This is a genomic window from Hymenobacter jeollabukensis, assembly GCF_005771675.1.
Lineage (GTDB): Bacteria > Bacteroidota > Bacteroidia > Cytophagales > Hymenobacteraceae > Solirubrum > Solirubrum jeollabukense.
Window position 1 is genome coordinate 75500 of the sequence record NZ_VAJM01000014.1, and the last position, 22986, is coordinate 98485.

Sequence of the window (22986 nt, forward strand, 5' to 3'; positions counted from 1 at the left end):
CCTTTCAGCTTCTGGAACGCGGACATTACAGCGAATAGCCGCCCGAGGCTTCGATGCGCTGGGCATTCACCCAGCGGGCGGCGTCGGAGCAGAGGAAGGCCACCACGCCGCCCACGTCGTCGGGCTCGCCGATGCGGCCCAGCGCCGTCTGGCCCGCCATGTACTTTTCCAACTCGGGGTGCGCCTCGCGGGCCGCCGCCGTGAAGTCGGTCTTGATGATGCCGGGCGCCACCACGTTGGCCCGAATGCCGCGCCCGCCCAGCTCCTTGGCCAGGTACTTGGTCAGGGTTTCCACGGCGCCCTTCATGGCCGCATAGGCCGAGTAGCCGGGCGTGGTGAAGCGGGCCAGGCCGGTGGAGAAATTAACGATGCCGCCGCCATCGGCCAGCAGCGGGAGCAGCCGCTGGGTGAGGAAGTACACGCCCTTGAAGTGCACGTTCAGCAGCGCATCGAAGGCTTCCTCGGTCATTTCCGCAAACAGCCCGCGCGAGTCAATGCCGGCATTGTTGATGAGGAAGTCGAAGGTGTCGCGCTGCCAGTGCTGCTGCAGTTCGGCGCCCAGGGCCTCGGCAAAAGCCGGAAACGAAGCCACCACGCCCGTATCCAGCGGCAGAGCCACGGCGCGGCGGCCCAGCGCTTCGATTTCGGCCACGGCGGCCCGGGCTTCGTCGGCGCGGGTGCGGTAGGTCAGCACGATGTCGTGGCCGCTTTGGGCGAGGTGGCGGGCGGCGTTGCGGCCCAGGCCGCGGCTACCGCCGGTTACGAGGGCTATTTTGGGAGTAGTGCTCATCTTGGTGCAGGTTGGGTGAAAAACCGATGGCACAAAGGTCCGGCCCCGCCGCGGCCCCGGCGTGGTGAGTGTTTCAGTTTAAATGGTGACTGTTTCCGAATCTTGCCGCTGCCGGGCCCACTCGGCTTCGCGGTACTGCTTGGGCGTAAGGCCGGCGAAGCGCTTGAAAAACTTGGTAAAGTTCGAGGGGTCGTAGGTGAGGCGGGCGGCGATGTCGGCCACCGGGGCCGTACTGTCGCGCAGCAGGCGCCGGGCCAGGTCCATGATGCGCGCCTCGAAGAAGTAGCACGGCGGGTGGCCGGTGGTGAGCTTGAGGGTGTTGCTCAGGTGCGTGGGGTGAATGTGCAGGCGGTCGGCCAGGTCGCGGATTTCCATCATTTCCGTCACCCGTCCGGCCTCCAGGTCGGCCAGGTGCCGGTCGATTTCGCGCAGGAAGTCGGCCACGATTTCGTGCTGGCGGGCCAGGATTTTCTTGGGAATGGGGGTGGGCATGGCGGATTGAATTACGGATGCAATAACTACGACGCGCGGCCGAGGTTGGGTCAGCCGGGCTTAAAGGTCGGTGGCCGGGCAGCTTCGCCCCCGGGCGGCCCCGGCCAATGAGCTGCTTCCGCCCCGTCATCGGCCGGTTTCTTCATCCATTTACTGAACGGGCTGGTTTGATTTGCGTAACTTTGGCTATGCTCAAGCCCGTCAGTCTCGCCGAGTTTTACCAGCAGAAAATCCACTGGTTGCCCGCCAATCTGCAGCAGGACATCGGCCACTTCAACGTGTTCCGCCTCGACGACTTCGTGGGGCCCAACGCCTGCCACCTGCCCTACAGCCGCAAGGATTTCTACAAAATCACCCTGGTGACTGGCCGCAGCAACTACCACTACGCCGACCGCACCGTGGAAATCCGCGGGCACGCGCTGCTGTTCGCCAACCCGCTGGTGCCCTACGACTGGGAGCCGCTCGACGACCAGCAAACGGGGTTCTTCTGCATTTTCACCGACGCCTTTCTGCAGCGCCACCACGCCGCGGGTTTGCTGGAGCTGCCGCTGTTTCGGCCGGGCGGGCAGCCGCTGTACTCGCTCACGGCGGAGCAGTACGCGGCCGCCGCGCAGCTGATAGAAAAGATGGCGGCCGAAATTCAGTCGGACTACGCCTACAAGTACGACTTGCTGCGCGGCTACGTGCTGGAGCTGGTCCACATGGCCCTGAAGCTGCAGCCGGCCACGACGCTCTACCACGACAGCACGGCCGCCACGCGCATTGCCTCGCTGTTTGCCGAGCTGCTGGAGCGGCAGTTTCCCATCGAGACGCCCGGGCAGCAGGTGAAGCTGCGCAGTGCCCAGGACTTTGCCGGGCAGCTGGCCGTGCACGTAAACCACCTGAACCGCGCCCTCAAAGACGTAACCGGCAAAACCACCACCCAGCTCATTGCCGAGCGCCTCGTGCGCGAGGCCCACGCCCTGCTCCGGCATACGGCCTGGAACGTGGCCGAAATCAGCTACTGCCTGGGCTTTGCCGAGCCGGCTCACTTCAGCAACTTCTTTCGCAAGCACACCGGCGCCGTGCCTTCGGCCGTGCGCCTTGTTTGATTTTCGCAAGCATTGGTTTGAACCGGGCTAGGCCGTGGGCCGTGGCCTTCTCTAGTTTTGCCGTCGTCAAATCGAGCAAGCTATGAGCACTACCAAAACTTGGTTTATCACCGGCGCCTCCCAGGGCCTGGGCCTGGCGCTGACCCAGCACCTGCGGCACCTCGGCCACCGCGTGGCCGCCACTTCCCGCCGCCTTAGCAGCCTTACGGCCGCCCTCGGCCCGGCCTCGGCCGACTTTCTGCCCCTGCAGCTGGACCTGACCGATGATGCCGCCGTGCGGGCGACCGTGACGCAGGCCCACGCCCATTTTGGCCGCCTCGACGTGGTCGTCAACAACGCCGGCTACGGCATCGGCGGCAGCATCGAGGAGCTGAGCGACGCCGAAACCCGGCAGGCCTTCGACGTGAATGTGTTCGGCACCTTCAACGTGATTCGCCACGCGCTGCCGCTGCTGCGCGCCGCCGGGGCCGGGCACATCATCAACGTGTCGTCCATTGCGGCGCGGGCCGGGGCCACCGGCTGGGCCGTGTACGGGGCCACCAAAGCCGCCGTGTCGGCCCTGACGGAGGTATTGGTCCAGGACGTAGCCGGCTTCGGCATCCGGGCCACGGTGGTGGAGCCCGGCGGCTTCCGCACCAACTTCCTCTCGGCCGATTCGCTGGTGCTGCCCCGGCAGCCCATCGAGGCCTACGCCGACGTGCGCGCCTCCCACGCCCGCTACCTGCAGCTGCACGGGCAGCAGGGCGGCGACCCGGCCAAAGCCGCCGCGGCCATTGTGCGGCTAACCCAGGAGCCCAACCCGCCGCTGCACTTGCTGCTGGGGCAGGACGCCTACAACCGCGCCCAGACCAAGCTCGACGCGCTGCAGCAGGAACTCACCGCCTGGCGCGGCCTGACCGAGTCGACCGGCTTCGCGCAGTAAGCGCGGGGCCGCCGCCCTCACCGGCTCGGTTTCGGCTTCTCCTCCCCTCCCCCCTATGCTGTATCTGTTTGCCCGCCTGGCGCTCCACAACGCGCCGGGCCTCACCTCCACATCTATTTCCCATGAAAACCAACAACGTCTGGTTTGTGACCGGCGCCTCGCAGGGCCTGGGTCTGATTCTCGTTCGGGAGCTGCTGGCCCGCGGCTACGCGGTAGCCGCCACCTCCCGCCACCTGCCGGAGCTCCAACAAGCCGTGCCGCCTGAGCCCGGCCGCTTCCTGCCGCTGCACATGGACCTGCGTGACGAAGCCAGCGTGCAGCAGGCGCTCGATACCACCGTGCGCCAGCTCGGCGGGCTCGATGTAGTCGTCAACAACGCGGGCTACGGGCAGCTCGGCGCCCTGGAGGAGCTGTCGGCGGCCGAGGTGCAGCGCAACTTCGAGGTGAACGTGTTCGGCCTGGTGCACGTGCTGCGCCACGCCACCCCCTACCTGCGCGCGCAGGGCCACGGGCAGGTGTTCAACGTATCCTCCGTCGGCGGCTTCACCGGCGACTTTCCCGGCTGGGGCGTGTACTGCGCCACCAAGTTTGCCGTCGACGGGCTGACCGAGTCGTACGCGGCCGAGGTGCGCGCCTTCGGCATCCGGGCCACCACCGTCAAGCCCGGCTACTTCCGCACCGGTTTCCTATCTGCGGAGTCGCTGGGCCGGCCCTCCGCGCCCCTGGGGGCCTACCAGGCCGTGCGCGAGTCGCAGGCCCAGCACGACGCGCTCAGCGGGCAGCAGCCCGGCGACCCGGCCAAGGCCGCCGCGGTCATCATCGAGGCCAGCGAAGCCGCCGAGCAGCCGCTGCACCTTTTCCTCGGCCCCGATGCCTACCGCATGGCCGCCCGGAAAATCGAGGCCGTGCAGCACGACCTGCAGCAGTGGGAACTGGCCGCCACGGCCACGAATTTCGCGCTGGCCGAATAGTGCAGCCCTGCTCCCAACGACAACGGGCCGCTCCAGCAGGTGGAGCGGCCCGTTGTCGTTACGGCCAGCGGCGGTTATTTCACCACTTCCAGCCAGTTTTTGTACGACTCGTGGCGGCCGGCGCAGCTGGTATACTCCAGCAGGTAGTAGTAGGTGCCGGCCGGACTGTCGGCGGCGCTCCAGCCTTCGGCGGCGTTGGTGCTGGCGTACACGCGCTTGCCCCAGCGGTTAAACACCTGCAGGCGGTAGCCGGTCACGTTGGGCAGGGTCACCTTCAGCGCGTCGTTTTTGCCGTCCTGGTTGGCGGTGATGATGTTGGGGTACATCAATTCCTTCTGCACCTCCAGCTGCGTCACGCGCGCGCAGCCGCTGGTGGGCGTGTAGGTAATGGTGGCGGTGCCCACGGGCGAGGCCTTCAGGTCCACTTCGCCGGTGGTGGGGTTTATCACCAGGCCGTTGGTGGCCGCGAAGGTACCCGCCACGGCGGCCAGGTCGGGCACGGCGTTGGGGCCATTCTTGTAGAAGGGGCCGCATCGGTAACCGAAGTTGTCGGGCGTCACCGTTACCGTCACTGGTGTCGAGAAGCCGGTCTGCTGGCTGCAGTTTACACGGGCGCGGTACTGCGTCGTGACGGTGGGTTGGGCCGTGTAGGTAGAGCCGGTGGCCCCGCCGATGGGCGTCCAGGTCACGCCGTTGTCCGTAGACGCCTGCCACTGGTAGCCGATGAGCACCGACACGGAGTTGCCGCTCAGCGAGAGCGTGGTAGAGGCGCCCGGGCAAATAGCCGTGGCGCTGGCGGCCGCCGTGCCCCCGGCCGGGGCTGTCAGGCAGGTGGCGCCCAGGCTCACGCCCATCACGTTGAGCACCGGGTCGGTGGAAGTTTTCGACACGGTGAGGTTGCGCACGGCCTTGCCATAGTTGGCCACCGCCAGCGGCAGGCGCACCTCGTAGATGGTCGGGTCGTTGGGCTGGTTGTCGATGGAGTTGTCGGGGCGGTTCACGCGGCTGCCCACGATGATGGCCGGCGTGGCCCCGTTGCCAAACCAGTCGGGCACCGCCACGCCGGTAAAGGTTTGCGTGGTGCCGTCGGTGAAGCCCACCACGAAGGTTTTGGATGCCGAACTGCCGTTGCCCTCGGTGGCCAGCACCAGCACTTCGCTGCAGGCCTGCGGGTTGGTGAGCGTGAGCGTGCCCGCCCCCGCCCCGTCGATGCGCAGGGAGTTGTTGCCATTGCTCGGGCCCATCTGGTAGGTGAGGCCGGGCGTGGTGCGGCTGCGGAAAAAGCCGCTGGGCGGCAGCGCCCGCGTGGGTCGCTGCCCCGAGGGGTTGACGAAGGTGGAGTCGGCGAAGCACCAGCGCACGGTGGCGTTGCCGCGGTCTACGGTATTGGTGGTAGAGTTGGCCACGGCCCCCGGCCCGTTGGCAATGACGTCGGCCGTGTAGCCCGTCACGGCGGCGGGCACATACACGGTTTGGGCGGTGGCCGGGGCGGCGGCCAGCATTCCGAGGCCCAGCGCCACAGGCAGCCAGGCGAAGCGAGTAAAGGTTTTCTTCATGCGGAACTGAGAAAAAAGGATAGCTGGGAATGCGGCCGTAAAAAACAACCCATCCGGATATATTACAACAGACTCATTTATATTTTTTTCATACTACAGTTACACGCTGGTAACTCAGTCCTGGCAGCCAGCTTGCTCAAAAACCCATAAAGTCAGCTACCTGCTGTTGCATTAATAAATTTTAACCGATATACCCACAGGGTTAATCAGCCAGATAAAATATTGTTAAAATAAGTTCAACGCCCACCTATGAGCCAACGCGCCCGCGGCCCGCAGCCGAAGCGCATCTGGCTGGGGTTGCAGCGCCGTGCCTCGGGCGCCGTTGCGGGAGCCGGCGGCCGAAAGCTGCCGTTCCAGCCTGTCGTACCGCACCTATCCCCTGTCGGCCACCCCGCGGCGCAGTTCGCGGCCGACGACCGCACTTCCCCCGGGTCGGAGCCGAAGTTTACAGGCGAAAAGTGCCGTTCCGGCAAGTCGGAACGGCACCTTTCGTTTTGCAGACCCGGGCTTTTGCCCGCTCCCAAAAGCCTCTATATTGCCGAGGTTTCTCTTTAATCCTATCGACCCGTTTCGTCCATTGCTGAGGAACTCATTCCTCTTTAAACCAGACGACAGTCAGCAGGAAATGAAGCTACGCAAAGCCGCCGCCAGCTGAAGCTGCCGGCCCGGTTCCACATCAACGAGCCCGACGCCGTGCCAGCCCTGTTCGACGCGAAGTGGTTCAGGAAGTTGATTGTCGAAGCTGATCTAACTCGCTTATTACCTGCATCAATCTACTATGTTGGGGTGATGCCTTTTTTCACTTTTTTTCAATTACCTAATGGGATTCTTTTCCGCCCTGATGGGCAACGCTGGCGTTGCCCATCCCGCCGAACTCAACACCGAATACAGCATTCTGCTGGCCGATGGCGAAGCCATTGAAATCGGCTTTAAGCTGATGCGAGACGTCTTTATTTTCACCAACAAGCGCCTAATTTTGGTTGACAAACAGGGCCTGACCGGCAAAAAGATTGACTACTTATCCATTGCCTACAAAAGCATTTCCCGCTTCGGTATCGAAACCGCCGGCCACCTGGATCTGGACGCCGAATTGAAAATCTGGGTATCGGGCGAGTCGCTGCCCAGCGTAACCCGTAAATTCAACAAGCAGGTCAATATTTACGATTTGCAGAAGGTATTAGCTCAGCACGTGCTCGGCTAATTGGCCTTTCCGTTGATACCAGAATACACCGCTCGCGACTGCGCGGCCAAGTAAACCGGCCCGCCGCTGACGCGTCAGCGGCGGGCCGGTTTACTTGGCCGCGCAGTCGTTTGGTGGTCTTAGCAAGATCCGCAGGCGGGCATAGCACTATATGATGGTGGAGGCGCCGCCATGCAGCGGCGCCAGGATGAGTTATTGTTAGGGTTACCGCCTAGGTGCGTCCGATTGCTATCTAATGATGGTATTACCCGGACGAATAGAAGCGGACAATTTCTTCCTGAAATTATTACGCCGGTATTTTTTTTATCCAATAGCCTTAGTACTATTGCCAGACTAGCCTTTAGCTAGGCAGCCGGAATTATGCCTGAAACAGCGGCTTTATTTTTCTGAAAGTAGGGCTATCCATCCTAGTTCTTTTCATCCCTGATGAAACACCTTTTACTCACGGCCACCCTGGCCGTAACGGCGCTGGGCACGGTGTGTGGCCAAGCCAAATCCCCCGCAGCGGCCAAGCCCAAGTACGCCGGGTTTTACATTAACGACAAGCTGGTAGAGGAAATCAGCTGCTACGGCATGGACGAGTACAAAATCGTGTACCCGTACTTCGCCTCGCTGGACAACGCTGACCGCTACTGGATCCGCGTGGTAGCGGGGTCGTATGACCAGGCCGGCAAGTTTGTGCAGGAGTATTCCGACAACAAAAGCATCTACCAAGACTCGGGGCTGGAGGCCATCCGCGAGAAATACGCGGAGCGCGGCTACGGCATCGTTGCCAAGTCGAACCTGATTGAGGACTACAACCAGCACCGCGCCACGCACCCGACCAGCAACTACGTGGTCGACCTCGACAATGCGTCCGTCAACGTGCTGAAGTACACCAACCTGCCGGAAAACCCCAAGGGCAGCGTCATTTTCTACGAAATCTACACGTCCAAAATCAAAGGCTACGAAACCAAGTACGACGCCACCTACAGCCGCGACGTAACGACGCCCATTTATCAGCCGGGGACGCTGGTGTACACTTCCCCCAAGACCAAGCTGACGAACCGGGTGCTGGCTTCCACCGTGTCGACTAAGCCCGATGCGCCGGCCACAGCGGCGCTGGCAGCGCCGGCCAAAAAAGTCGGCAAGCTGGGCGCCGCCCTAGCCTCTCGCGTAGGCGTCGGTGGCGCGGCCTCGGACCTGGTGGCCGGACAAGCCCAGAGCGACACCCAAACCGGCCCGGTGGTGGCGCTGCTGCCCGAAATGCAGATGGAGAACTGCGACAACAAGAGCAAAGCCGTGACCATCGACCAGATCATGGAAGTGGGCCGCAACCAGTTCGGCGAAACGCTGCAGTAAGCCTGGGCTTACCGCCTGGTTCTGGCAGCAAAAAGCCCGCCGCTGAAGCTCAGCGGCGGGCTTTTTTCTTGCGTGGGGAGGCCAACTACTGGCCCAGCACCATGGCGAAAATCAGCGGCGCGACAATCGTCGCGTCCGATTCGATGATGTACTTGGGCGTGTCCTGGCCCAGCTTGCCCCAGGTGATTTTCTCGTTGGGCACGGCGCCGGAGTACGAGCCGTACGAAGTCGTCGAGTCCGAAATCTGGCAGAAGTAGCCCCACAGCGGCACGCCGGTGCGCTGCAGATCCTGGTGCAGCATGGGCACCACGCAGATCGGGAAGTCGCCGGCAATGCCGCCGCCGATCTGGAAGAAGCCGACGGTGCTTTCGTCGGTGGCCTGCTGGGTGTACCACTCGGCCAGGAAAATCATGTACTCGATGCCGGTACGCACCGTGTGCACGTTCTTGATGTCGCCGGAAATGACGTGGCCGGCGAAGATGTTGCCCAGCGTGGAGTCTTCCCAGCCCGGGCAGATGATGGGCAGGTTTTTCTCGGCGGCGGCCAGCATCCAGCTGTCCTTGGGGTCGATCTGGTAGTACTGCTCCAGCTCGCCCGACTTCAGGATCTGGTAGAAGAACTCGTGGGGGAAGTACTGCTCGCCGGCCTTATCGGCCTTTTCCCAGAACTTCAGCACCGAGTCTTCCAGGCGGCGCATGGCCTCGTGCTCCGGAATGCAGGTGTCAGTCACGCGGTTCATGTGGCGCTCCAGCAGGGCCTGCTCGTCGGCGGGCGTCAGGTCGCGGTAGTGCGGCACGCGCTCGTAGAAGTCGTGGGCGACGAGGTTGAAGATGTCTTCCTCCAGGTTGGCGCCGGTGCAGCTGATAATCTGCACTTTGTCCTGCCGGATCAGCTCGGCCAGCTGAATGCCCATTTCGGCGGTGCTCATGGCGCCGGCCAGGGTAATCATCATCTTGCCGCCGTCGGCCAGGTGCTTGTTGTAACCCTCGGCCGCGTCGATCAGGGCGGCGGCGTTGAAGTGGCGGTAGTGGTGCTTGAGGAAGTTGGTGATTTGCATTTTCGTGCTTAGTGCTTGGTGCTTAGTGCCTGGTGGTGGATGCCACCCGTAGCTTCAGCGTGGGGAAAAGATTCTATCGAATGATATGCTTCGTACAAAGACCCGATGCGACTAAGCACCAGGCACTAAGCACCAAGCACTATCACCTATACCGGCTCCTCGATGATGAGGTTGTGGTTGGTGTAGATGCAGATGTCGGCCGCAATGTGCAGGGCTTCTTCCACCATTTCGCGGGCCGTCAGGTGCGGGGCGTGCTTTTTGAGGGCCCGGGCGGCGGCCTGGGCGTACATGGCGCCCGAGCCCACGGCGGCCACGTCGGAGTCGGGCTCCAGCACGTCGCCCGAGCCGGCAATGATGAGCAGCTCGTCGCGGTCGGCCACCACCATCATGGCTTCCAGCTTGCGCAGGTACTGGTCCTTGCGCCAGTCCTTGGCCAGCTCGATGGCGGCGCGCTTCAGGTTCTGGCCGAACTGCCCGAGCTTTTCCTCGAAGCGCTCCAGCAGCGAAAACGCGTCGGCGGTGGAGCCGGCAAAGCCCGTCACCACCTTGCCGCCGTGCAGCTGGCGGATTTTGCGCACGTTGCTCTTGGCTACGTGCTTGTCCATGGTGGCCTGGCCGTCGGCGCCCACGGCCGTCTGGCCGTTGTGCCGAATACCCAAAACGGTAGTGGAGCGGATTCTTGTCATAGTCAGCGGCGGCGCCCCCAAGGGCAACCGGGCCGCAAAGCTAGGACTCCGGGCCGAAAATGCAGGCCGGTCGGTTTCAAACTTCGCGGCAGCGCCCCAGGACGGGCCACCCGGCCGCGCCTCACATGATCGGGTGATACCGTACAACCTTTTCCGGCTGACTGCCACCTTTGTGGTGTTCCTGCCTTACTACTCGCACCGTGAAACTGCGTTTCCCCTCCCTGCTCCTGGTTCTGCTCACGCTGCTGCTGGCCAGCTGCGACCGGGACCAGCCCACGCCCAAACACACCAAAGCCTGGCTCAATCAGGCCGACGGCGACCAGATGACCTTTCGCAACCCGGCCACCGGCGCCACCGAGAGCGTACGCGCCACGGTAACCGATGTCACCGATTCCCGGGCGGGCAAGTTCGACTTGCGCAGCCGCGACTACCAGACCATCACCCTCAGCTACGCCCCTACGGCCGCCCCGGACACCGAGCTGTTTCAGCTGAAGTTCACCGGCGACGGGATGATTGAAATGGGCCTGACTTCTAATAATAATTTTGAGCGCTGCGCCTACGTCGATACGCACAAGCAGGCGGACAAGGAGCTGGTCTACGGCACGGACATGGTCAGCGCCGAGCGGCTGGACAACCTCCTGCTCGACGGCCGCAGCTACGCTCGCGTGGCGCACGTGCGCTACCTCAACCAGGGCGGCTGGAACCTGATAGCCGAGTATTGGTACTCCAAAACCGATGGGTTGGTGGCCTACACCAAAACCGACGGCCAGACCTGGTACCGCGTCCATTAGTCCGGCTCCGTCACCAAGCAAAACGGCCCGCTCTGCAGTGCAGGGCGGGCCGTTTCATTGGCGGGTGGCTCAGGTTCAGATGAGCATACGCATCGGGTCTTCCAGCAGGCTCTTGAGCGTCTGCAGGAAGGCGGCACCGGTAGCGCCGTCTACCACGCGGTGGTCACACGACAGCGTCACCTTCATGATGTTGCCGACCTCAATCTGGCCGTTGCGCACTACCGGCGTCTGCTTGATGCCGCCCACGGCCAGGATGCAGGCATCCGGGGGGTTGATGATGGCGGTGAATTCCTCGATGCCGAACATGCCCAGGTTGGAGATGGTGAAGGTGCTACCCTCCCACTCGCTCGGCTGCAGCTTCTTGCTCTTGGCCTTGCCGGCCAGCTCTTTCACCTCGGTGGCAATGGCCGACAGACCTTTCTGGTCAGCATTGCGCACCACCGGCACCAGCAGCCCTTCATCCACGGCCACGGCCACGCCGATGTTGTACACCTTGTTCGTGCGGATTTTGTCGCCCAGCCACGAGGAGTTGACGGCTGGGTGCTGCTTCAGGGCCACAGCGGCGGCCTTGATAACCATGTCGTTGAACGACAGCTTCACCGGCGACAGTTCGTTGAGGCGCACGCGGGCTTCGATGGCCTTGTCCATGGCAATTTCCATGGTCAGGTAGAAGTGCGGGGCCGTGAACAGGCTCTCGGACAGACGGCGGGCAATAACCTTGCGCATCTGCGACACAGGCGTTTCGGTGTAGGTGCCCTCGGCAGCGGCGGCCGCGGCCGGAGCGGCCTGCGGCGCGGCTTTCGGAGCTTCGACGGCCGGAGCAGCTTGCGGGGCCGCGGCCGGCTGAGCCGGGGCAGCCTGCGGAGCCGCGCCGGGCTGGGCGTTTTCCAGGTCGCGCGACACGATGCGGCCGTTTTCGCCCGAGCCCTTTACCGTAGCCAGGTCGATGCCCTTCTCCTGGGCAATGCGCTTGGCCAGCGGCGACACGAACGTGCGGCCGCTGCTGGTAGCCGGAGCCGCCTGCGGAGCGGCCGCAGCGGCATTGGCAACCGGAGCCGGAGCAGCCGAAGCCGCTTCAGGGGCCGGGGCGGCCTCCGCCGCGGGAGCGGCGGCCGGGGCCGGCGCAGCACCGCCCGACTGCCCGCCGATCAGGGCCTGCACGTCGGCGCCTTCTTCGCCGATAACAGCCAGCACGCCGTCGACGGGCACGGACTCACCGTCCTTGGGCCCGATGTAGAGCAGGGTGCCGTCTTCGTAGTTTTCCAGCTCCATGGTGGCCTTGTCGGTTTCCACCTCAGCCAGCACGTCGCCCGATTTCACTTTGTCGCCGACCTTCTTGAGCCAGGAGGCAATAACGCCCTCGGTCATCGTGTCGCTCATCTTGGGCATGCGGATGACGGTGGCTTTTTTGCCGTTGCCGGCCGGCGCAGCGGGCGCGGGCGCCGGGGCAGCGGCCGGAGCCGGTGCGGGGGCCGCTTGCTCAGCCTTGGGCTGCTCGGGCGCCGGGGCGGGAGCCGCAGCAGGCTCAGCGGCCGGGGCCGGCGCGGCACCGCCGCCCTGCACCTGGCTCAGCAGGCCGGAAATATCTTCGCCGTCTTTACCGACGATGGCCAGTACGCCATCCACCGGCACCGATTCTTTCTCTTTCGGACCGATGTAGAGCAAAGTGCCGTCCTCGTAGTTCTCCAGCTCCATGGTCGCCTTGTCGGTTTCCACTTCGGCCAGGATGTCGCCGGACTTTACTTTGTCGCCCACCTTTTTGAGCCACGCGGCGATGACACCTTCCGTCATCGTGTCGCTCATCTTGGGCATTTTTATGATTTCGGCCATTGCAAGTCGCTAATTGAGTTCAAGGGGTCAAAAATAGACCGGATTTTTTGGGGGTACAAACCCGAATTTCCGCAAACGTTTCCAGTCCCAAATGACTCCGGCACTGTCGAAAGTGAGGGCTCATTGCTAACTCCAAAAGCTACTGCGGAGTTGCACCCGGCGCAGTTCGTCCGGGCTACGACAGGTGCCCGGTATCCATGTAATTACGGATGCTGAACATGGAGCCGGTGTAATGCACCTTGTAGAGGCACAGGTTGCGGTGCTCGAAGTGGTCCATGCGGCTGAGCGGGTAGCCCAGCAGCTGGCAGAGCAGCACGCGCATGGCCCGGCCGTGCATGCACACCAGCACGTTTTCTTCCTCGGGCCGGCCGCGCAGCACTTCCTCGATGAAGGGGCGCTGCCGGGCCGCTACCTCCTCCGGACTCTCGCCGCCGGGCAGGCCCAGGTGGGTTTCGCCGCGCTGCCAGGCCCGCAGCAGGCCGTGGTACTCGATGTCCTCCTCGGGCGTGATGCGGGTGCCTTCGCGGTGGCCCCAGCTGATTTCGTCGAGGGCGCGGTGCCTTTCGTGAGGCAGGCCGGCGTCGAGAAACGGCTGAATGGACTGCTGGGTGCGCATCAGGGTGGAGATGTGCACGCGGTCGAAGGGCACGTGGCCGTAGGCGGCGTGAAACTGCCGGGCCTGCTGCTGGCCCACGTCGTTGAGGGGAGCATCGACGCCGCTGCCCTGCACGATGCCGCGCACGTTGAAGTACGTCTGGCCGTGGCGGATGAGGTAGATTTTCTTGACCACGCGGTTTTGGGCGTAGTTTTGCTGAATGGGGCCCTAAAAGTAGCACTTTAGCGGCCCGAACCACCCGAGAGCCGAAAAACGAGCTATGCTGCCACCTTCCGCCACCCTGCCCACCGTCGCCGAGCTGAACGCCTGGTCGCGCCACACCATGGGCGAACATCTGGGCATTGAAATTACCGCCGTCGAGGAGCGCGCCATCGAGGGCCGCATGCCCGTCGACCACCGCACGCACCAGCCCATGGGCCTGCTGCACGGCGGGGCGTCGGTGGTGCTGGCCGAAACGCTGGGCAGCATCGGCGCGGTGTTGCAGGTCGACCGCAGCAAATACGCCTGCGTGGGCCTGGAAATCAACGCCAACCACATCAAGAGCGTGCGCGCGGGCTACGTCATCGGCCGGGCCGAGGCCCTGCACCTGGGCCGCACCACCCAGATCTGGGAAATCCGCATCCGCCACGAGGAATCGGGCGCGCTGATCTGCATCAGCCGCATCACCATGGCCGTCATCGAAGTGCCGGCCAAGAAAGCCCAGCCCGCCGCCTAGATGCCCGCCCCGACTACCGAAGCCGCTCCTTCGGCCACGGTGCGCCGGCTGGTGGCCCTGGCCCTGCGGCACGCGGGCTCGGTGGCCCTGTGGCGCCTGCCCCACGCCGCCGCGCCGGTGCTGCTGCTGAGCCTTAGGCCGCTGCACCTCTCGGGCCTGCCGCCGAGCCTGGAGCCCCAGGCCCCGGCCGGCTTCGCCTTTTACCCCTTTCAGGACGGCGACACGGCCGAGGCCATGCTCTTGCCCGCCGACGTGGTGCTCGACTTTTCGGCCGGCCAGCAGCTGCGCCTCTCGCACGCGCTGCCGCCCGAGGCCGTGGCGGCCGTGCAGCGCGTCATCCACGAAACCGACGAGCCGGCCGAGCTACAGTGGCACGTGAGCCCGCAGCCCCTGCCCGCCACCGCCGACCGCGCCAGCTACGAGTCCTTCGTGGCCCAGGCCGTGGGGGCCATCCGGGCCGGGCAGATGACCAAGGTCGTATCGAGCCGGGCCGCGCGGCGCCCCCTGCCGCCGGGCTTCGACACCCTGCGCGCCTTCGATACCTTGTGCCGGCAGCACCCGCGGGCCTTCGTGAGCCTGGTGAGTGCGCCCCAGGCCGGCACCTGGCTGGGCGCCACGCCCGAGGTGCTGGTGGAAACCGACGGCGCGGAGTTTCGCACCATGGCCCTGGCCGGCACCCAGCCGCTCACCCCCGACATCACCGCCAACTCGGCCATGTGGCGGCAGAAGGACATCGAGGAGCAGGCCATGGTGGGGCGCTACGTGGTGGGCTGCTTCAAGCAGCTGCGCATCCGCGACTACGACGAAACCGGCCCCAAAACCGTGCAGGCGGGCAACCTGCTGCACCTGCGCACCGAGTTCCGGGTGGATCTGAAGCGCGTCACCTCCCCTACTTTCGCCACCGACATGCTGCGGCTGCTGCACCCCACCTCGGCCGTGGGCGGCATGCCCCGCGAGGCAGCGCTGGCGTTTCTGCAGCGCCACGAGGGCTACGACCGAACGTACTACAGCGGCTTCTTGGGCCCGGTGAACCTGCCCGCGCCCGGCACCTCGCGGGTGTTCGTGAACCTGCGCTGCATGCAGCTGCGGCCCACCGAGGCCATTTTGTACGCCGGCACCGGGCTGACCTCGGAATCGGAGCCGGCGAAGGAGTGGCTGGAAACGGAAATGAAGCTGCGCACGGTGGGCTCGGTGCTGGACGAGTAGCAACGGTAGTACTGGCAGTCATTGCGAGGACGAAGGACGAAGCAATCCTTCCTCCAGTAGCACCGCCGATGCAATACCCACCAACCGAAAATCCGTCTGAACGAAGCCGTGCCCGAAGCCAGCGCCACTGGGTTTCGGGCGCGGCTGGTTTTGGGTCGATGCCAGTTGGGCCGTGGTGCCTCGGGAGGAAGGATTGCTTCGTCGTTCCTCCTCGCAATGACGGCGGACTGAGCTGTCCGTAGCGGATGAATCCGCGTATTCATGGCCGGCGTGGGCTACCTTTGCCGCGCTTTACCTGCTCTGCTTTGTCGACGCTCCAGCCCATCCACAACATCCCCGAAATCTGCGCCCAGCACGGCATCACCGACGTGGTGTTGTCGCCGGGCTCCCGGTCGGCGCCGCTCACCATTGCCTTTGCCCGCCACCCCGAGCTGCGCGTGCGCGTAGTCCCCGACGAGCGGGCCGCCGCCTTTATCGGGCTGGGACTGGCGCAGGCGCAGCGGCGGCCAGTGGCGCTGGTGTGCACCTCCGGCACGGCCGGGCTGAACTACGCGCCGGCCGTGGCGGAGGCGTTTTTTCAGCAAATTCCGCTGGTCGTGTTCACCGCCGACCGCCCGCCGGAGTGGATTGACCAGCTCGACGGCCAGACTATCCGCCAGCCCAACCTCTACGGCCGCCACGCTAAGGCCGCCTTCGAGCTGCCCGTTGACTTCACGCACGCCGATGCCCGCTGGCAGGCTACGCGACTGGTCAACGAGGCCATCAACCTCAGCCAGGAATTTCCGGCCGGGCCGGTGCAGGTGAACGTGCCCCTGCGGGAGCCTTTTTACCCCAAGGCCGGCGAAGAAATCCAGTACGAGCCGGTCAAAATCAGCCACGAGGTAAGCGGGGCCGCCCAACTGCCCGCCGCCGAGCTGGACGTGCTGCGCCGGCAGCTGCGCCAGACGCCCCGGGTGCTGGTGGTAGCCGGCCAGTACCCCCACGACGAGGCGCTGCTACTGGCCCTGCGCCGCTTCGGTGCCGCCTACCAGGCCCCGGTGGTTGGCGACCTGATTGCCAACGTGCACCAGCCCGTCGGCCCCGATTTCGACGCGGCGCGCACTGCCCCGCTGGGCCGGCAGGACGTGTTCATGGTGGTGCCTGAACCGGGTCTGCGCGAGGCGTTGCGGCCCGAGCTGCTGATTACCTACGGTCAGTCCTTGATTTCCAAGGCGCTGAAAAACTACCTGCGCGAGTACCCGGCTACGCAGCACTGGCACATCCAGCCCGCCGGTCCGGTGGCCGACACCTTCCGCACGCTCACGCGCATCATCCGGATGGAGCCGGCCGCGTTTTTTGAGGCGATTCTGAATGGGAATAGCAGTCTGCCCGCTTCTGATTCCAGTTCGATTCCCGTCGCGGATGCAGCAGGTTCGACCCCGGTTCTGGGTACGGAAGCCGAACAACGAACAACGAATAACGAAAAACGAACCTCACGCCTGACCTGGCAAGGCCCCGGCAGCGCCCGCGACGAAGCCGCCGCGCCCAAGGATGCCTTCACCACGCCCTGGCAGCGGGCCAACGGCTGGGCCACGGACTTCGTGCGCGGATTTCTGACCCAGCCCGAGCAGCCGTTCAACGAGTTTACAGCCATCTACCGGGCCCTGCAGCTCGTGCCCAGCGACACGGCCCTGCACCTAGCGAACAGCATGGCCGTGCGCTACGCTAACATCCTGGGGTTGCCGGCCGGCTGCACCGCCGAAGTCTTCGCCAACCGCGGCACCAGCGGCATCGACGGCTGCAACTCCACGGCCGTGGGCGCGGCGCTGGCCCAGCCCGCGCGTCCCATCGTGCTGCTCACCGGCGACGTGGCCTTTTTCTACGACCGCAACGCCTTCTGGCACAATTACCCCACGCCCAACCTGCGCGTCATCCTGATCAACAACCACGCGGGCGGCATCTTCCGGCTGATTGACGGGCCGCGGCAGCAGCCCGAGCTGGAGGAGTTCTTCGAGACGCGGCAGTCGCTGACGGCTGAGAATACGGCCAAGGATTTCGGCCTGCGCTACTTCACCGCCGCTACCTTCGCGGAGCTGGATAAGGTGTTACCCGCTTTCTTTGCACCCTCGTCCAAAGGCAACGCGGCCTTGCTGGAAATCACCACCGACTCGGCCACCAACGCCGCCTTTTTCGAGCAGTACCGCGCCGCCGTGCGCACGTCTTTTTCTTAATTGTCCACTTGTCAGGCCGTCATGCTCATCTAGCGTCCGCTTGTCGAAGCATCTCTACCGCTTCGTCAGATAGCAAAGTAGCCAGCAGGAATCAGCACGCGAGATTCCTCGACTTCGCTCGGAATGACGTTCTACTTTCCTTCCCACTTCCCACTCCATGTCCCAGCAAGTAACCTGGACGCCCATCAAGGAATTCAAGGAAATTCTGTTTTCCTTCCACCAGGGCATTGCCAAAATCAGCATCAACCGCCCGCAGGTCCACAACGCCTTCACCCCGCTCACGGTGCAGGAAATGATTGAGGCCATGCACATCTGCCGCGACCGGACCGACATCGGCGTGGTCATCCTCACCGGCGAGGGCGGCAAGGCCTTCTGCTCGGGCGGCGACCAGAGCGTACGCGGCCACGGCGGCTACGTGGGCGACGACACCGTGCCCCGCCTGAACGTGCTCGACCTGCAGAAGCTCATCCGCTCCATCCCCAAGCCCGTCATTGCCATGGTGGCCGGCTGGGCCATCGGCGGCGGCCACGTGCTGCACGTCGTCTGCGACCTGTCCATTGCCGCCGACAATGCCCGCTTTGGCCAGACCGGCCCCAAAGTTGGCTCCTTCGACGGCGGTTTCGGCGCCAGCTACCTCGCCCGCGTGGTGGGCCAGAAGAAGGCCCGCGAAATCTGGTACCTCTGCGACCAGTACGACGCCCAGGAAGCCCTCGACATGGGCCTGGTAAACAAAGTGGTGCCGCTGGAAAAGCTGGAGGAAACCACCCTGGAGTGGTGCCGGAAGATTCTGGAGAAAAGCCCGCTGGCCCTGCGTATGCTCAAGTCCTCGTTCAACGCCGAGCTGGACGGGCAGGCCGGCATTCAGGAGCTGGCCGGCAACGCCACGCTGCTCTACTACCTCTCGGAGGAAGCCAAAGAGGGCAAAAACGCCTTCCTGGAGAAGCGCCAGCCCGATTTCGACAAGTACCCGAAGTTCCCGTAACGGTCCAGCAGCCCGCGTGTAGTTCAAGCCCCGCCCTCCCGGCGGGGCTTTTTTTGTACCCCGTGAGCTTCAGTAGCGGGCGTAGCTGTTTTCCCAAAATGCTATTAGCATTTTCTCAAAACAGGAGGAAATTATTTATGAATTATTCCAACATACCAGTACTTTACCTCTACAATCCCCAACAACCAAACCACCGTTTACTGATGATCAAACCCCTACTCCTGTGGGTAGGCCTGCTGGGCCTATCCCCCACCCTGAGCGCCCAGACCGAGCCCGCCGCCCGGCAGGCCATCGGCGCCGCAACACCCTACGCGGCTGAATTTGCAGCGGCGTATCAGCAGTATCCCACCGTGCCGCGGGGCGTGCTGGAGGCGGTGGCCTACACCCAGACGCACATGCGTCACATCAGCCCCAACGAGCCGACCAGTTGTACCGGCATGCCGTTGCCCTCGGGCGTGATGGGGCTGTTTGCCGATGGCAAAGGGTATTTCCGCGAAAACCTGCGGCTGGTAGCCAAGCTCTCGGGTATTGCGGAAGAGCGGATTGTGGAAGAGCCGGGCAGCAACATCCGCGCGTACGCCGCCGCCTACGCCCAGCTGCTGGAGCAGCTGCAGCTGCCCGCCGACGACGTGGCCCGGCACCAGCCGGTGCTCATCGCGCTCAGCGAGCTGCCCCTGGCCCCCGACGAGGTCAACGGATTTGCCCGCGGCTCGCACCTCTATAGCGTCCTGAGCTTTCTGGCCTCGCCGGAAAATCAGCAGCGCTACCGCTTTCCCGATTACCAGCTCGATCTGCCGGCCATTTTCGGCGCCAACTACCGCGTGCTTAGCGCCGGCAGCACCGAAGTATCGGCGCGGGGCGTGCAGGGCGGCGGGCAGCAGTTCGACCCCAGCGGCTCGACGTATTCGGTGGTCGCGTCCACCGATTACGGCCCGGCCATTACCGATCTGACGACCTGCAACTACAGCTCGCGCAGCGGTACGGCCGTCACGCACTACGCCATCCACACGGTGCAGGGCACCTACGCGGGCTGCATTTCGTGGTTTAAGAACTGCTCGGCCCAGGTGTCGGCGCACTACGTGGTGCGCAGCAGCGACGGGCAGGTGACGCAGATGGTAACGGAGGCCAATAAGGCCTGGCATATCGGCTCGGAAAACCCCTACACCATCGGCACCGAGCACGAGGGCTACGTCGACGACGCCTCGTGGTATACCACGGCCATGTACAGCAGCTCGGCGGCGCTGGCGCGCGACATCGTGGGCAGCGGCTACGGCATCAGCGGGCTGCGCACGTTCTACGGAGCGGCCACCACGGGCACGTTCAGCACCGGCGGCTGCGTGAAGATCAAGGGTCACCAGCACTACCCCAACCAGACCCACACTGACCCGGGCGTGAACTGGAACTGGGAGAAATTCTACACCCTGGTGAACAACGCACCAACCGTAAGCACCCTCACGGCCGCCTCGGGCACGGTGTACGACGCGGGCGGCGCGGCCGGCAACTACGGCGACGACGTGCGGCAGTGCCAGCTTATTGCGCCCACCGGCGCCACCAGCGTCTCGCTCACGTTCAGCGCCTTCGACCTGGAAAGCGGCTACGACCACCTGCTCGTCTTCAACGGCTCGAACAACCAGGCCCCGCTGATCGGCAAGTACTCGGGCACCACCAACCCGGGCACGCTCACGGCCTCGTCGGGCAAGATGTTCCTGGAGTTCCGCAGCGACTGCGCCACCACCCGCCCAGGCTTCGCGGCTGCGTGGTCGTCGACGGGCGGCTCCACGGGCTGCCCCACCGACAGCTACGAGAGCAACGGCACGCTGGCCACGGCCCCGGCCATCGGGGTGAACGTGAACAACGTGGCCTACATCTGCCCAGCCGGCGACGTGGACTGGTACAAGTTCACGAGCAGCTCGACCAACAACAACCTGAACATCACGCTCACCAACGTGCCCGTCGACTACGACATGGAGCTGTACAACGCCGCCGGCACGCTGCTGTACTCCTCCACCCAGCCCGGCACCACGGCCGAGTCCATCGTCTACAACGGGGCGCCCGCGGCCACCTACTACGTGAAGGTGTACGGTTACAACAACAATACCAGCACGTCGGCTTACACCCTGCGCGTGGCCACGCAATCGGTGGCGTGGCGGGCGGCAGGCAGCGCGCTGGTGGCGGCCAGCAGCACCGCCGAGCTGGAGCGCCCGGCGGTGAAAATGACCAATCCCGTGGCGGTAGGTGAGCAAACCTGGCTGACGGTAACCGGCTACGAAGGTCCAGCTGAGCTGGGCCTGCGCGACACCCAGGGCCGACCCGTAGGGGAAAGCACCCACGCCGAGTTCCGTGCCGGCCAACCGCTGGGCTACACCTTGCCCACGGGCCTGCGCCCGGGTATCTACCTGGTGCGCGTGCAGCTGGACACCCACGTGCAGACGCTGAAACTGCTGGTGCAATAGCCCGGCGGCACCGGCTCTCGAACCCCAAAGAAGCCCGAACCACGGCCGTGGTTCGGGCTTCTTTGATTGCATCGGTTTGTGGCATCCCACTGGCGGTTCAACTTCCGCTATTTACATCAGGTCCGCTAGGGCCGGTTTCGACCACTGGGAGGCTTCGGGCAGGCCATCGACCACGGCCGGCTGCATGGGCGGCGGGCCTTCGAGTACCCGGGGCCGTAACGCCACCAAGGCGCCCCCGCCCCGCCCGGCGGCCAGCAAACTGCTAACCGGTGGGCGGCGCGGGGGCGCCTTAGTGGCAGACCGAATGAGGCTTAGTGGTTGGCGGCCGTCTGCTCGATGACGCCGCTCACGTCCTGCTGCCGCTTAATGGTCAGCGGCAGGGAGGTCAGGGTGATGACGGCGTTGTTGTTGGTGGAGCTTTCCTCGTAGCGCAGCAGGGCTTTTTCGCCGCGCCAGGTGAAGCGCAGCTGGCCGTTGCCTTTCTGCTCGCCGGGGCCGTAGAGGGCCTGCAGGCGGGCCAGCACGGCGTGGCTGTTGGCGGCTCCTTTCGTAGAAAAAGAGAGGGTCAGCAGCTTGCCGCGGTAGAAGGCGTACTTCGGCGCATCGACGGCGGCCCCGGCCCAGCTCAGGCTGTCGGTGTCGCGGTGGCAGTAAGTGAGGCCGTTGTCGTGCCGGTCGTAGCTAAGGCCCTGCACGGCAGCGCTATCGGCTTCGAGGCCCACGCCCCGGAAGCCGTAGTGCAGGTCCAGCTTCTGGGGCGAAGGCGGCAGCGGCGCGGGAGCCGGGGTGACAACCTTGGCGTTAGCCGATGCCGGGGCGGCAGCTGCCTTGGTTTTTGTACTTGGCGAATGTTGGGCGGCAACTGGCAGGGCCAGTATGGTCGGAAAGAGTAGGCAGATCAGACGCATATGCAGACGAAGGGAAGCACGCGTAAAGGGAACGAAAGCTGCCGAAAAAATCCAATAAAGCAAAGGCATCAAATGCATTTGAGCCGAAAAGACGCTAAATAACAGCACATTGTTATTAAAGTATAATACCTTCATTGCACTGTCCATTTATTCCCATATTGAAGGAATAGTCCCATTATTGGAACAGACAGCCCTGCCTCATGCAATTATTGTATTTTATTATCACGCCCTTATTAAATATTGCCTTTTGGCGCCGTTGCCCCGATTTCTACCGACCCTGCCCCTAGCCTGCCCGGATCTGACTTGATTAGGCGGCCGCTACCCATTAGCTTGGCCGTATTTCGCAGTACTTGCTTGTCTTTTTTGCATGCCGCCCATCCGCCTCACCCAGTGTCTGCATCTGGCTCAGTACCTGCTGCAAAGCCTGCTTATGGCCGGGATGGTGCTGTGGGCCCGACCGGCCCTACAGCGCGTGCCGGGCCCGGCCGGTGGTACGCCCGCGCTCGGCCCGTACGCGCTGCTGGCATTTTTACTTATTCTAATGGTGGGCAGCAGTCTGTATACCCTGTCGCGCTACCTGCGGCCGGAGCTGCGCCGGCCCATCCGCGAAAACCGCCGGGTATACCGCAGCCGGCAGCTGCTGCACAACAGTCTGCTGGATTTGCTGGCGCTGCCGCCGCTGCTGCTCTACGCCGCCAGCGCCGATCCGCTGCACCTGTTATACTTCGGGGTGCTCAGCGCCGGGCTAGCAGCCCTCAGCTGGCCCACGCAGCGCCGCTACCAGCGCTGGCTGCTTTCGGCCGAGCGACGACGCTTACGCTAGAAAATGGAGCCGTAACCTTCGCAGCCGGCGCACCAGGCGTAAAAGTCGCGCTTGGTCTGGTCGTCGGCTTCGCTTTCGGTTGCCAGCTGCGCGTGGGTACGCTGCGGGACCGGTGCAGTGGCCGCCGACGCCGGGCGTTCGGGGGTAAGTGCGGGGGCGGGTACCAGCTGGGCAGTCGAAACCGAGTTGTTCACGGGGCGGACGAACGTGTTCATGACGGTAAGGGAGGATGGTACAGCTGTTATAAGATACGAGAAAAATAAGTAAGCGGGCACTCACTCACCACCAAAAGACGCTTTTCACCCTTGCCTGGCACCTTGCATTTGGTTACGGCGCGCCTTCCCG

The 22986-nt window shown here is 64.2% G+C and carries 21 protein-coding genes; 12 read left to right on the forward strand and 9 right to left on the reverse strand.

Annotated elements, in window-relative coordinates; genetic code table 11:
* Positions 1-25 precede the first annotated feature (25 nt).
* Together FDY95_RS21370 and FDY95_RS21375 are read right to left on the reverse strand one after the other, a co-directional pair.
* Complete coding sequence (locus FDY95_RS21370) at positions 26-790, reverse strand: SDR family NAD(P)-dependent oxidoreductase (protein WP_138080816.1); 765 nt, start codon at positions 788-790, stop codon at positions 26-28.
* Positions 791-868: 78 nt separating this feature from the next.
* Positions 869-1282 carry a helix-turn-helix transcriptional regulator gene (locus FDY95_RS21375; RefSeq protein WP_138080818.1) on the reverse strand — a complete coding sequence of 138 codons (414 nt, stop codon included), beginning with the start codon at positions 1280-1282 and terminating at the stop codon, positions 869-871.
* Positions 1283-1470: 188 nt separating this feature from the next.
* Here FDY95_RS21375 and FDY95_RS21380 point away from each other — a divergent pair, with 188 nt between their 5' ends.
* The 3 genes from FDY95_RS21380 to FDY95_RS21390 all read left to right on the forward strand — a co-directional run bounded on the left by FDY95_RS21380 (position 1471) and on the right by FDY95_RS21390 (position 4266).
* Positions 1471-2373: a helix-turn-helix domain-containing protein gene (locus tag FDY95_RS21380; protein ID WP_138080820.1), complete on the forward strand. Its 903-nt coding sequence runs from the start codon at positions 1471-1473 to the stop codon at positions 2371-2373.
* 82 nt (positions 2374-2455) lie between these two features.
* Positions 2456-3295: an SDR family NAD(P)-dependent oxidoreductase gene (locus FDY95_RS21385; RefSeq protein ID WP_138080822.1), complete on the forward strand. Its 840-nt coding sequence runs from the start codon at positions 2456-2458 to the stop codon at positions 3293-3295.
* 122 nt (positions 3296-3417) lie between these two features.
* On the forward strand, positions 3418-4266 hold the full coding sequence (locus FDY95_RS21390; protein ID WP_138080824.1) for an SDR family oxidoreductase: 849 nt from the start codon (positions 3418-3420) through the stop codon (positions 4264-4266).
* A gap of 74 nt (positions 4267-4340) precedes the next feature.
* Here the strand turns inward: FDY95_RS21390 and FDY95_RS21395 are convergent, their stop codons facing one another.
* The gene (locus FDY95_RS21395; protein ID WP_138080826.1) at positions 4341-5822 is read right to left on the reverse strand and encodes a gliding motility-associated C-terminal domain-containing protein; all 1482 of its coding nucleotides are present in this window, start codon (positions 5820-5822) and stop codon (positions 4341-4343) included.
* Between the two features lie 820 nt (positions 5823-6642).
* Between FDY95_RS21395 and FDY95_RS21400 the strand changes: the two genes are divergently transcribed.
* Positions 6643-7023, forward strand: a complete 381-nt coding sequence (locus FDY95_RS21400; protein ID WP_138080828.1) for a PH domain-containing protein — start codon at positions 6643-6645, stop codon at positions 7021-7023.
* Between the two features lie 426 nt (positions 7024-7449).
* On the forward strand, positions 7450-8364 hold the full coding sequence (locus FDY95_RS21405) for a hypothetical protein (protein WP_138080830.1): 915 nt from the start codon (positions 7450-7452) through the stop codon (positions 8362-8364).
* An 85-nt stretch (positions 8365-8449) separates the two neighbouring features.
* Here FDY95_RS21405 and FDY95_RS21410 read toward each other — a convergent pair whose 3' ends face one another.
* Together FDY95_RS21410 and hslV are read right to left on the reverse strand one after the other, a co-directional pair.
* Positions 8450-9421, reverse strand: a complete 972-nt coding sequence (locus FDY95_RS21410; protein ID WP_138080832.1) for a deoxyhypusine synthase family protein — start codon at positions 9419-9421, stop codon at positions 8450-8452.
* A gap of 146 nt (positions 9422-9567) precedes the next feature.
* A complete protein-coding gene (hslV, locus tag FDY95_RS21415; RefSeq protein WP_138080834.1) occupies positions 9568-10107 on the reverse strand; it encodes an ATP-dependent protease subunit HslV in 540 nt (179 codons plus the stop codon).
* 200 nt (positions 10108-10307) lie between these two features.
* Between hslV and FDY95_RS21420 the strand changes: the two genes are divergently transcribed.
* Positions 10308-10898 (forward strand): hypothetical protein, encoded by a 591-nt coding sequence (locus FDY95_RS21420; RefSeq protein ID WP_138080836.1) that lies wholly within the window; start codon positions 10308-10310, stop codon positions 10896-10898.
* A 75-nt stretch (positions 10899-10973) separates the two neighbouring features.
* Here the strand turns inward: FDY95_RS21420 and FDY95_RS21425 are convergent, their stop codons facing one another.
* Both FDY95_RS21425 and FDY95_RS21430 read right to left on the reverse strand, forming a co-directional pair.
* The gene (locus FDY95_RS21425) at positions 10974-12728 is read right to left on the reverse strand and encodes a pyruvate dehydrogenase complex dihydrolipoamide acetyltransferase (protein ID WP_138080838.1); all 1755 of its coding nucleotides are present in this window, start codon (positions 12726-12728) and stop codon (positions 10974-10976) included.
* A 175-nt stretch (positions 12729-12903) separates the two neighbouring features.
* Entirely contained in the window at positions 12904-13518 is a 615-nt protein-coding gene (locus tag FDY95_RS21430) for a histidine phosphatase family protein (RefSeq protein ID WP_138080840.1), read from the reverse strand.
* Between the two features lie 85 nt (positions 13519-13603).
* Between FDY95_RS21430 and FDY95_RS21435 the strand changes: the two genes are divergently transcribed.
* From FDY95_RS21435 to FDY95_RS21455, 5 genes are all read left to right on the forward strand, one after another.
* On the forward strand, positions 13604-14059 hold the full coding sequence (locus tag FDY95_RS21435) for a hotdog fold thioesterase (RefSeq protein WP_138080842.1): 456 nt from the start codon (positions 13604-13606) through the stop codon (positions 14057-14059).
* Positions 14060-15265 carry a chorismate-binding protein gene (locus FDY95_RS21440; RefSeq protein ID WP_138080844.1) on the forward strand — a complete coding sequence of 402 codons (1206 nt, stop codon included), beginning with the start codon at positions 14060-14062 and terminating at the stop codon, positions 15263-15265.
* A 305-nt stretch (positions 15266-15570) separates the two neighbouring features.
* Positions 15571-17475, forward strand: coding sequence for a 2-succinyl-5-enolpyruvyl-6-hydroxy-3-cyclohexene-1-carboxylic-acid synthase (gene menD / locus FDY95_RS21445; protein WP_246074096.1), 1905 nt, complete (start codon positions 15571-15573; stop codon positions 17473-17475).
* Positions 17476-17632: 157 nt separating this feature from the next.
* Positions 17633-18457: a 1,4-dihydroxy-2-naphthoyl-CoA synthase gene (gene menB, locus FDY95_RS21450; RefSeq protein ID WP_138080848.1), complete on the forward strand. Its 825-nt coding sequence runs from the start codon at positions 17633-17635 to the stop codon at positions 18455-18457.
* A 203-nt stretch (positions 18458-18660) separates the two neighbouring features.
* Complete coding sequence (locus FDY95_RS21455; RefSeq protein WP_138080850.1) at positions 18661-20910, forward strand: N-acetylmuramoyl-L-alanine amidase; 2250 nt, start codon at positions 18661-18663, stop codon at positions 20908-20910.
* A gap of 311 nt (positions 20911-21221) precedes the next feature.
* On the opposite strand, the gene FDY95_RS21460 is transcribed toward FDY95_RS21455, so the two are convergent.
* Complete coding sequence (locus FDY95_RS21460) at positions 21222-21818, reverse strand: hypothetical protein (protein WP_138080852.1); 597 nt, start codon at positions 21816-21818, stop codon at positions 21222-21224.
* Between the two features lie 367 nt (positions 21819-22185).
* Here FDY95_RS21460 and FDY95_RS21465 point away from each other — a divergent pair, with 367 nt between their 5' ends.
* On the forward strand, positions 22186-22641 hold the full coding sequence (locus FDY95_RS21465; protein WP_138080854.1) for a hypothetical protein: 456 nt from the start codon (positions 22186-22188) through the stop codon (positions 22639-22641).
* Here the strand turns inward: FDY95_RS21465 and FDY95_RS21470 are convergent.
* Positions 22638-22856, reverse strand: coding sequence for a hypothetical protein (locus FDY95_RS21470; RefSeq protein WP_138080856.1), 219 nt, complete (start codon positions 22854-22856; stop codon positions 22638-22640). The genes FDY95_RS21465 and FDY95_RS21470 overlap by 4 nt on opposite strands.
* Positions 22857-22986: the final 130 nt, after the last annotated feature.

What these genes read in the sequence shown, in the direction of transcription:
- FDY95_RS21370 (WP_138080816.1), bottom strand. Translation starts at nt 790, where the DNA reads ATGAGCACTACTCCCAAAATAGCCCTCGTAACCGGCGGTAGCCGCGGC.
- FDY95_RS21375 (WP_138080818.1), bottom strand. Translation starts at nt 1,282, where the DNA reads ATGCCCACCCCCATTCCCAAGAAAATCCTGGCCCGCCAGCACGAAATC.
- FDY95_RS21380 (WP_138080820.1), top strand. Translation starts at nt 1,471, where the DNA reads ATGCTCAAGCCCGTCAGTCTCGCCGAGTTTTACCAGCAGAAAATCCAC.
- FDY95_RS21385 (WP_138080822.1), top strand. Translation starts at nt 2,456, where the DNA reads ATGAGCACTACCAAAACTTGGTTTATCACCGGCGCCTCCCAGGGCCTG.
- FDY95_RS21390 (WP_138080824.1), top strand. Translation starts at nt 3,418, where the DNA reads ATGAAAACCAACAACGTCTGGTTTGTGACCGGCGCCTCGCAGGGCCTG.
- FDY95_RS21395 (WP_138080826.1), bottom strand. Translation starts at nt 5,822, where the DNA reads ATGAAGAAAACCTTTACTCGCTTCGCCTGGCTGCCTGTGGCGCTGGGC.
- FDY95_RS21400 (WP_138080828.1), top strand. Translation starts at nt 6,643, where the DNA reads ATGGGATTCTTTTCCGCCCTGATGGGCAACGCTGGCGTTGCCCATCCC.
- FDY95_RS21405 (WP_138080830.1), top strand. Translation starts at nt 7,450, where the DNA reads ATGAAACACCTTTTACTCACGGCCACCCTGGCCGTAACGGCGCTGGGC.
- FDY95_RS21410 (WP_138080832.1), bottom strand. Translation starts at nt 9,421, where the DNA reads ATGCAAATCACCAACTTCCTCAAGCACCACTACCGCCACTTCAACGCC.
- hslV (WP_138080834.1), bottom strand. Translation starts at nt 10,107, where the DNA reads ATGACAAGAATCCGCTCCACTACCGTTTTGGGTATTCGGCACAACGGC.
- FDY95_RS21425 (WP_138080838.1), bottom strand. Translation starts at nt 12,728, where the DNA reads ATGGCCGAAATCATAAAAATGCCCAAGATGAGCGACACGATGACGGAA.
- FDY95_RS21435 (WP_138080842.1), top strand. Translation starts at nt 13,604, where the DNA reads ATGCTGCCACCTTCCGCCACCCTGCCCACCGTCGCCGAGCTGAACGCC.
- FDY95_RS21440 (WP_138080844.1), top strand. Translation starts at nt 14,060, where the DNA reads ATGCCCGCCCCGACTACCGAAGCCGCTCCTTCGGCCACGGTGCGCCGG.
- menB (WP_138080848.1), top strand. Translation starts at nt 17,633, where the DNA reads ATGTCCCAGCAAGTAACCTGGACGCCCATCAAGGAATTCAAGGAAATT.
- FDY95_RS21455 (WP_138080850.1), top strand. Translation starts at nt 18,661, where the DNA reads ATGATCAAACCCCTACTCCTGTGGGTAGGCCTGCTGGGCCTATCCCCC.
- FDY95_RS21460 (WP_138080852.1), bottom strand. Translation starts at nt 21,818, where the DNA reads ATGCGTCTGATCTGCCTACTCTTTCCGACCATACTGGCCCTGCCAGTT.
- FDY95_RS21465 (WP_138080854.1), top strand. Translation starts at nt 22,186, where the DNA reads ATGCCGCCCATCCGCCTCACCCAGTGTCTGCATCTGGCTCAGTACCTG.
- FDY95_RS21470 (WP_138080856.1), bottom strand. Translation starts at nt 22,856, where the DNA reads ATGAACACGTTCGTCCGCCCCGTGAACAACTCGGTTTCGACTGCCCAG.